This is a genomic window from Leptospira ryugenii (genome assembly GCF_003114855.1).
GTDB classification, from domain to species: domain Bacteria; phylum Spirochaetota; class Leptospiria; order Leptospirales; family Leptospiraceae; genus Leptospira_A; species Leptospira_A ryugenii.
On record NZ_BFBB01000004.1, the window covers coordinates 1 to 9,198 of the forward strand.

Sequence of the window (9,198 nt, forward strand, 5' to 3'; positions counted from 1 at the left end):
GTCGCAGTCTATGTCATTGTGACGTATCCCCGTCCAAGTAAAGGGATCGATTTTGTTTGCCATTCCAAGATCCCTAGCATACACATTATAATATACATTCCCCTCAACCTCTCTGCCTTGCGGACGAAGTGTTCGGTTCAGAAATTCTCGGATTCCAGTTTCGTTTCTGCCAAAGATATAGCTTATCAGTTCTGTAGAAAAACCACCTTGCGGTGTTCCATAATTATTGTCTGAATACCAACGGACATGACCGAGTTTATCCCTCCAAAACTCAAAGCTGCCAGAATTTACCTCAGCAATCATACTACCAATATCAAATGTATAGGCTGAAGTCGTCTTTGAGGAAGCATCCAAGGTGTTTTGGTAAGTGTATGTTAAATTTCTATGTCTAATAAAGTTTGAATCCGCAAGAGAGGATTCCCCTTTTAGAAAAGTATTCAAAGCATCGGAAAGGTCTGTGAGATAAAACTCTGTCGTAGTCACAGGCGCATTCAACTTAGCTCGGATTTTGTTTATGAATTCTTGTAATTTTTCACCCGCATTGTTCAAACCACCGTTGTTGGCTGTTCGGTAGGCACAGTCTTGGCTCCGAGTGCAGGCCTCTGCCAGTTGGCCTTCAAAGTCTGTGAGCATGGAAGAGATGGCACCTTCCACAACCTTTTTGTATTTATTGATCTCCTGGAGATTGTCATTGAAGATCGCCTCTTGCGCATCCAATTGGGATAAGACGTCTTGGTACTTCCCTTCTATCTCATTTTTGGCTGTCATAAACTCATACTGGCCTTGGTAGTATTGTTCTGACATCATTTGCTCCCACTGGGACCTGGCATTGTTGATGGAATTGAGGAGTACGTTCTGGTCTTGGGCGAGGGCATTTTGTGAGTTCAGTTCACTTTGAGAAATGAGTCGGCTTAGGTAACTTTCATTGAGTCTCCCTGTTTGCAGGCGGCTAACAAACTCATTGTAATTTTCTAAAAAATCTAAATTGGCCTGGTCCTCCCAAGTTCCCATAGCCTCTAACTTCTGTGAGCTGAGCTCTCGTGCCACATAGTCTTTGTAAGCATCTACATCGTTAAAGCTATCCGAGATGGTGATCGAGTCCACATAGGTAAAGATTGCATTGTCGGCCGCTGCTTCCCAATTGGCTCGCAAGATGCCCTTGTAGTGCTCCACTTGGGCAGACCAAGAAGCTAACGACTGGGAAAAGTAAGCTTGCCCATAGACATCGGCCATCTGCAAACTCTCGTAATCTGGAAGGGAAAGTGTGGGGATGGTGGCCTGGGAAAGGAGGGACTGGACGGAAATGCAGATCGCAAAGAAGGAAAGTACGTATGAAAGACATAGCGTTCGATAAGACCACTTAACAGACATAAAAAGACCACCCCCATCTCAAGGTAAGGTGACCAGGCCTTCCTTTGGGCCTCTAACAAGAAAATTCGGTGGAATTTAGGGAAATCCCAAAGGGAACTCCTCCCATTTCCCTAAAGTAAATTCTAGTACTTATACTAAAAAAATATCTTTGCCTCAGAAAATTTATTTCTTGCCATATTTGTGCCATTTTTGTCTTCTTTAGGCATATACCTAAAGCGGGAGAAGAAAATGCGAACTATCCTTATTACCCTTGCGGCACTGTTTGTTTCGGCAAGCTTGAGTGCGCAAACTCACACCATATTCATCCACGGAAAATCTGGTTCCAACCACAACGGAATCGGAACAACAGACGTGAACAACTACTGGGGATCCTCAGTCAACACTGTATCTGGCTCTAGAATCTTCATCGGATACGATGGAACCACAGACCCAAGAACCTACGGTTCTGCTCGCGCCCAAACCAACATCACAACTGGTCTTACTACCTATTGCAAAGGAGCCAACTCCTGCAAAATCGTCTGCCACTCCGCTGGTTGTTACGCAATCGAGTTCTGGTTAGCTAATTTAGGTGGCACTGCATCCTCTCGTGGATTTAACCTCACTCGCGTGACGGCACTTGCGGCTGCTTCTGGTGGTTCTGAGCTTGCTTCTGCTCTTAATGGAATCAGCTTCGGATTTGGTGGAAACGCTATGGACAAGTCTTTGATCGTAGGGACTGCTAGAGGTGCTTACAACCACAACAACACAGCATCCATTAGTATCTTCCACGTCCCTGGTTACAAAGGTCTCATTGGAGCTTCTGCCATCCTTCCAGGTGAAGACGACTATGCTGTTGCCTACCACTCTTCTTGTGGCTACAATAGAGCTGGTGGTTTGAACAAATGCCAAACTACCCTCACGCAAAGTGAAGGCATCTGGCCATTCAACTCCAATGTAACTTACACACAGTTCACTGGTCACTTCAGAGCATCTTCCGTATCATCTACTGGACTCTACCTAGACCACGGTCAAATCAAATCGGAAGGATACCGATAAGATTTCTTTTTCTCTGCGAAAAAACCCGAACACTTTGTTCGGGTTTTTTTATGCCTAGACAGCGATTGTATTCTCTCTGTAAAGCTCCTTCTTTCTCGACTTTCCTACAAACCAATAGTAGAGCACAGGTACTGCAAATCGACTGAGTACGGTAGCAGCAAGCTCACCAAAGATCAAAGAGACTGCTAAACCCTGAAAGATGGGATCAAATAACATAATGGAGGAACCGACCACCACCGCAGAGGCAGTTAGTAGCATCGGACGAAATCGCACGAGTCCTGCTTGGATAACGGCTTCATGTAAGGGTAGACCTTTCTGAATTTCTGCTTCAATGAAATCCACCAGAATGATAGAGTTTCGAACTATGATGCCAGCTCCTGCGATAAAACCAATCATACTAGTAGCAGTAAAGTAAGCACCAGAGATCCAATGCCCAGGCAAAATGCCGATAAGGGAGATGGGGATAGGTGCCATGATTACAAGCGGAACCGTATAACTGCGGAACCAAGCTAAGACCAAAATATAAATAAATACCATCACAACGGCAAAAGCTCCTCCTAGATCGCGGAAAACTTCATAGGTGATGAACCACTCGCCATCCCATTTAACAATCGAAGATTGTGTATTCCAAGGTACTTCTGCTGTTTGAGTTTCATATTGTATCTTAGGAGAAAGTTTTAACATGCCATAGACAGGAGCCTCCTCAGAACCAGACAATTCACTGAAAACATAGGACACCGGTTTTAAATTCTTTCGAAATAAAGCGCGGTCTTCTTCGGTTCTTTCTTTACCCATCACGGAACTAGCTGACACTACACCAGTTTCCATGGACTGTAAATTCTGGTATTGGAAAGGTGTTTCGGAAGAACGAAATGAATCCAAAACCGAGAGATTTATCGTTTCCTCTTCTGGTTCCACTGCTGTGCTCAAACTGACTAGAGGAGATTCAGAGAAGAGATACCGTCCTGTTACCGATACACTCTGGCTCCGAATGCCAAAGAGACCAGCCTTATCAGAATCGATAGGATAGATGATCTTTTTTCTGCCATTCCGAAGTGAACTATCTAGATCTACAACACTCGGTTCTTTTTGGAAGATCTCAAAGATCTCTCGAGTGACCTTTTCTCTTTCCTTTGCGCTTGGACCATAGATTTCTGCAACCATCGTTGCAAGAACTGGAGGCCCGGGTGGAATTTCTAAAACTTTTGTCACTACCTTGTGTTCCTTACTAAATGAGTGAAGCAATGGACGGAGAGATTCGATCACTTCATGGCTTGACCGTTTTCGATCTGCTTTGTGTTTCAAAACAATTTGTAAATCATTCTGATACTCTTCTTTCCGTAAAAAGGTATGTTTGACCATTCCCGAAAAGGAAAAAGGAGCAGGGTCTCCAACAAAGAGTTGTATCTTTATGATGTCGTCTTCCTTTAATAAGTCGGCTATCAATCTTTGGGATAAATCCAAACTTTTTTCTCTGCTCGTCATTGTGGGATAATCCAATAAAACTTGAAACTCCTCTTTGTTATCAAAGGGAAGCATCTTTACCTTCACTGCTTTAAATGCGACAAAGGCCATTCCAAACAAAAGTAACACTAGAATGAGAAGACCAAATGAGAGTGCATTTTTCTTTGCACCTAATAGCCATGTAATGAAGCGAATGTAGGTTTGGTCTAGTCGAGACAACGACTTTGTATCTGTGTCTTCTTTTGGATGTTCATGTTTGAGCAATTTTACGGATGCCCATGGCGTTATGATAAATGCAACAAATAAGGAAAGGATCATCGCCAAACTAGCACCAACTGGTATTGGCTTCATATAGGGCCCCATAAGCCCACGGACAAAGGCCATAGGTAAAATGGCGGCGATCACTGTAAAAGTAGCAAGTATTGTGGGATTCCCAACCTCCGATACTCCCATAAGAGTAGCTTTTACGATTCCGACATGTGGGCTTTCTTTTAAGTGTCTTTCGATATTTTCGACTACGACAATTGCATCATCAACCAAGATCCCAATGGAAAAGATTAAGGCAAATAGTGTCACCCTGTTCAAAGTGTAGCCCATAAAGTAATAAATGGCTAGAGTCAGAGCCAAAGTAACTGGAATCGCGATCGCGACAACCAAGGCAGAACGCCAACCCATCCAAAGTGCAATGAGTACGGTTACGGAGATAGTAGCTATAAGCAAATGTTCGATGAGTTCATGTGATTTATCTGCGGCAGTACTTCCATAATTTCTAACTACTGACATTTTGATGCCAGGTGGTAATTGTTTTAAAAATGTATTGCCTCGTTCCAAGAGATCATCCGCCAAACGGACGACATTCGTTCCTTTGCGTTTTGCAAAGACGATCGACACTGCGTTGCGAGCCTTCCCTCCTAATTCTTTGTCAAACAAATAGGATTGTCTCATCCTTTCTTCTGGACCCTCAATCACTTGAGCCAGATCCAAAATCCGGATGACCCTTCCCCCCCTTTGGACCACTGGCAATTTTGTAACATCTGATACAGTCCTCAATTGTCCCCCGACTTCCACATCATAGACAGTGTCTTTAGACCAGTTCTTTCCCGCAGGCAAAAGAGAGTCATTTGTTTGCAAAGATTGAGCGATTTCGGGTAGCGTGACTCCCAATGCGCTCATCTGTTTTGGATTCACAATCACCCGGACAACTTTCTTTCTACCACCTAACATTTCTACCTTTGCTAAATCAGGTGTTGAAGATAGTTCTCTTGCGAGTGGCGCAACCTGTGTCCGCAAAGTATAATCATCTAAAGAGTCTGAACTAAATGTTAATGTCAAAAATGGTACATCATCAATGGAAAAAGATCGCACATTTGTCGCCTGTACGTTCTTCGGTAACTCAGACTTTGTTTCCATTAGTTTATGATGGATTTTCACAAGTGATGGTTCAATGGGTTCTCCTACTTTAAAACGTACTGTGATGAGTCCCCCATGCCACTTACTTGTTGAGTAAACATATTCCACTCCTTCCAATCCCCACACTGCTCTCTCGATCACTTCAATTACTTTCCTCTCTGTCTCCTCCGGAGAAAATCCTGGTGCAGCCACCTGGATATCAATCATTGGCACACTGATTTGAGGCTCTTCTTCTTTTGGTGTTAAATAAACAGAGAATAATCCTAAAAACAAACTACCTACAATAATCAAAGGTGTTAGTTTATGGAAAAGAAAGAGATCGGCTAGTTTCCCAGCAAAGCCTGGATTAATTTCTGGTGAGTGATTCATTGGACTTTCCTTCTTGGAACAGATGAAATTCTGTTCGAACTGATAAATAGTTAAGTTCGATATCTAATAGTGCCTTTGCCAAATCTGCGGACCGATTTAACACTTCAGCGAACTGAATCGCAGTGATTGCCCCTGATTGGAATAACCTTTGCATGTAGGAAACTTGCTCTTCTTGGTTTTTTAGGGATTCCTTTACCAAAGCATATGATTCACGTAAACTCGATTCCCTTGCTCTTAATATTTTTAGAAGATGTAACTCCTTCTCTTTGAGATCAGCAAATTTTTGTTTTGCGGCTTCGGCATTTAATTTTGCCTCCTCCACCGAACCAAGTTCCTTTGGGCTATATAAATTCATTTGAACATATACGCCAGCATTGTATGCAGTTTGGGTACTCCTTGCGCCGCTATACGCATTCGCTTCAGAATACAAACCAACTTTGGGAAGAAACTTTGCCATCTCTAAATCTGATTTTAAGATTTCGCCCTCGGTGTAGGCCCCCATCGCTTTTGAAACATTGGTTTGAGCTTCGTTAGGAAGGTAAGGAAACTCAGACTCCAGAAAGGGAAATAGATCTGAAGGAATAGGACTTATTTCTTGAGCTGATAATCCTGACAAAACAGAAAGGCTATCTTTAAACTCCAAGAGAAGTGCAGCGCTTTCCTTTTCCATTGTCAGAAGACGGTTCTTTAATGATTTTAATGCTAAGTAACCTGAATATCCAACAGGATTTCCTCGATTAGCCAATTGGTAACTAGATTGGAAACGAGCTTCCGTTTTTTTGATCTGATCTATGCGAGCCAAAAACTCTTGGATGGATTGTATCCCCCTGTAATAGCGGGCTGTGTTGGCGAACTCCCTATCCTTAATTGCCTCTACTTCCCAACGTAAACCTATCGATCTTTTTTCTTGGAGTTTAGAATAGGCTTCTGAAGATCCCCCCTCATAGAGAGAAAATTCCAATCCCAGACTCCCCCTTGAATACGTATTGTACCCAGGATAATTAAGAGTATCCTTTGCAAAAATATTTGCGGTATCTGAATTTAGATTCGTATAAGGCTGGTTAGAAGAATCTAGATAGTTACCGGGTCGCAAACGAGAGGAAGAGGTTGAAAAATCTGCATCATTTGCCTGTCTTTGTCCAAGTTTCCCCAACAAGTTTAAGGCTGGGTCATTGGTATGATAGGTTCGCACATCCGTGTAAATCCTGGGCAACCAGTGTCGATCACTTCTTTCTTTTGCCAGCTCGCCTGCCTTTGCTTCCAATGTTTTTGCTTTTCTTTGGTAGGAATGTGTTTCTACCATTTTCCAAATTTCCGCAAATGATATCCCCTCAGCGGAAAGTGAAACTCCTGCGGAGAGGAAAAAACTAAAAAAGAGGATCCGATTCATACTCATTCCTTGCTACATTTTGCTTGGATTCCCAATCGAGCCAAGAGGACCGACATGATACAAAATCCTGTACTTGCAAATATGATTAAGTTAAGCCCGACGAGTACGTTCAAAAGAAAGCCCCATGGGCTCAAAAAGAAACCAAGGCTCACTCCCAAAAGACTCATAATCCCTGCGATGAGATACAACACTCGCTCCAAATACCATGTTTTTGTTGATGCCAAATACATTACCATACCCCCTATAGTATATACAACAAAAACAAATATACCCCTTGGGGTATATTTGTAAACTAAATTTTTCTGATTGCTAAGGGCTTAGAGTGAGAAGGCAGCTTTGATGGCTTTTTTGATATCGGATTCAATGGAGGCCTGGTTTTTCTTTTCTTGGAAACAAGAAGCCATATACTCCTGGATATAGGCTTCACCAAACTTTTTCATTGCTTGGTTTGCAGCTTTTAAAAGAAGGATGGCCTTTTCGCAGTCTTTCTCCTCCTCCAGAATAGAACGTTTGATCGCCTCGACCTGGCCTTGGATCCGATTGAGGCGGTGGATGAGTTTTGTTTTTTCTTCTAAAGTGACCATAAGCAAATACCCACTGGGGTATTTCTCTAGTCAAGTGTTTTTAAGCCCGGGGTTTCATACTTCCGGTAGCAATAAACCGTTCATGGAAGCTAAAGGCTTTTGAGAGAATATGGGGGCTATGTTTGCCAGGGGAATTCTGGACTGCATCTTCGAAATATTCCATCAATAAAGGTCTGTAACTTGGGTGCGCACATTTTTGGATGATGAGTTCGGCTCTCTTTTTGGGAGGGCAAGCTCTAAGGTCAGCTAATCCTTGTTCTGTTACAATGATCATAGTGGAATGTTCATTGTGGTCTACATGGGATACAAAGGGAACGATGGCAGAAATATCTCCCTTCTTGGCAAGTGAAGGAGTCATAAATATGGAAAGATGGGAATTTCTAGTAAAGTCTCCAGACCCTCCAATCCCATTCATCATCGATGTGCCCATCACATGAGTAGAATTCACATTGCCATAGATATCGACTTCCAGTGCCGTATTCATCGCGATGAGACCCAAGCGCCTAATTACCTCTGGGTGGTTACTGATCTCTTGAGGTCGTATAATAAATTTTGATTTCCACTCACCAATATTCTCATGGAATCGTTTGAGTCCTTTTTGAGAGAAGGTTAAGGCAGATGTGGAAGCAACTGTGAGTTTACCTGCATCAATCAAATCAAATACGGAGTCTTGCAAAACTTCTGTATACATTTGGATTTCATGGAAGGAGGAATCCTTAGCCATACTTCCAAGAACAGCATTGGCAATGTTTCCAACTCCATTTTGGAAAGGTAGGTATTCTTTAGGAATCCTTCCTTTTTTGATTTCATGTTGCAAAAATGAAAGAACATGTTCAGCTATTTGCAAACAATCGGAGTCCGGCGCTTTGAATTCTACAGCAGCATCTGGAACCGAAGTGCGGACAATCCCTTTGATTTTTTCTAAGGGCACTTGGATGTACGGAAGTCCTACCCTATCCTCAACGTTATGGATAGGTATCGCCAATCCTTTGCTATGGTGGTCAGGCAAATAAATATCATGATACCCTTTGAGTTCAATTGGATGGATATCTGTTAGTTCTATATAGATTTCTTTTGCAGCCTTAAGGTACGTAGCACTCATTCCGGAAGAGGTTGTTAAATAGATCTTTCCATCCGAGCTCACATCAATTGCCTCAACAATGGCCACATCAATTTCAGGCAACAAACCGTGCTCAATGTACTTTACGACATGGGAAAGGTGCATGTCGATGAAATCCGTCTTACCCGTGTTGATGAGATTTCTTAGATATGAGTTGGATTGATAAGGGATTCTTAATCGTAAAGCTCCTGTTTTTGCGAGCACTCCGTCCAACTCTTCACCTGTCGAGGCACCAGCATATAGATTGATGGAAAAGGTCTTACTCGACTCTGATTCTATCCGTTTTGCAAATGCTTTCGGAATCACTTTGGGGTATCCAGCCGGAGTAAAGCCTGAGGCTCCGATGGTCACTTCGCGGGGCAGAAGAAGGGCAATTTCATCGGCTGTTTTTAATTTTGATTCAATGAAAGGATTCGTAACGGGCATTTGGTTTCCTCTGAGTATAGAGAAATAGA

Annotated in this window: 7 protein-coding genes; 1 reads left to right on the forward strand and 6 read right to left on the reverse strand. The window is 42.7% G+C overall.

Features of this window, described 5'->3' with window-relative positions; genetic code table 11:
- Positions 1 to 1,371 (reverse strand): TIGR04388 family protein (locus DI060_RS08390; protein WP_135355022.1); only part of this gene is annotated, 1,371 nt, incomplete at its 3' end.
- A 228-nt stretch (positions 1,372 to 1,599) separates the two neighbouring features.
- Between DI060_RS08390 and DI060_RS08395 the strand changes: the two genes are divergently transcribed.
- Positions 1,600 to 2,406, forward strand: coding sequence for a hypothetical protein (locus tag DI060_RS08395; protein WP_108975774.1), 807 nt, complete (start codon positions 1,600 to 1,602; stop codon positions 2,404 to 2,406).
- Between the two features lie 54 nt (positions 2,407 to 2,460).
- Here the strand turns inward: DI060_RS08395 and DI060_RS08400 are convergent, their stop codons facing one another.
- The 5 genes from DI060_RS08400 to DI060_RS08420 form a co-directional block, all read right to left on the reverse strand.
- A complete protein-coding gene (locus DI060_RS08400; protein WP_108975776.1) occupies positions 2,461 to 5,649 on the reverse strand; it encodes an efflux RND transporter permease subunit in 3,189 nt (1,062 codons plus the stop codon).
- A complete protein-coding gene (locus DI060_RS08405) occupies positions 5,627 to 7,039 on the reverse strand; it encodes a TolC family protein (RefSeq protein WP_108975778.1) in 1,413 nt (470 codons plus the stop codon). Before DI060_RS08405 ends, DI060_RS08400 begins: the two co-directional genes overlap by 23 nt.
- Before the next feature lie 2 nt (positions 7,040 to 7,041).
- On the reverse strand, positions 7,042 to 7,269 hold the full coding sequence (locus tag DI060_RS08410; protein WP_108975780.1) for a YgaP-like transmembrane domain: 228 nt from the start codon (positions 7,267 to 7,269) through the stop codon (positions 7,042 to 7,044).
- 87 nt (positions 7,270 to 7,356) lie between these two features.
- On the reverse strand, positions 7,357 to 7,623 hold the full coding sequence (locus tag DI060_RS08415; RefSeq protein ID WP_108975782.1) for a metal-sensitive transcriptional regulator: 267 nt from the start codon (positions 7,621 to 7,623) through the stop codon (positions 7,357 to 7,359).
- Between the two features lie 40 nt (positions 7,624 to 7,663).
- Complete coding sequence (locus tag DI060_RS08420) at positions 7,664 to 9,169, reverse strand: succinate CoA transferase (protein ID WP_108975784.1); 1,506 nt, start codon at positions 9,167 to 9,169, stop codon at positions 7,664 to 7,666.
- Positions 9,170 to 9,198: the final 29 nt, after the last annotated feature.

Excerpts from the sequence above, each read along its gene's own strand:
- DI060_RS08405 (WP_108975778.1), bottom strand. The coding sequence starts at position 7,039 with ATGAATCGGATCCTCTTTTTTAGTTTTTTCCTCTCCGCAGGAGTTTCA.
- DI060_RS08420 (WP_108975784.1), bottom strand. The coding sequence starts at position 9,169 with ATGCCCGTTACGAATCCTTTCATTGAATCAAAATTAAAAACAGCCGAT.
- DI060_RS08410 (WP_108975780.1), bottom strand. The coding sequence starts at position 7,269 with ATGTATTTGGCATCAACAAAAACATGGTATTTGGAGCGAGTGTTGTAT.
- DI060_RS08415 (WP_108975782.1), bottom strand. The coding sequence starts at position 7,623 with ATGGTCACTTTAGAAGAAAAAACAAAACTCATCCACCGCCTCAATCGG.
- DI060_RS08395 (WP_108975774.1), top strand. The coding sequence starts at position 1,600 with ATGCGAACTATCCTTATTACCCTTGCGGCACTGTTTGTTTCGGCAAGC.
- DI060_RS08400 (WP_108975776.1), bottom strand. The coding sequence starts at position 5,649 with ATGAATCACTCACCAGAAATTAATCCAGGCTTTGCTGGGAAACTAGCC.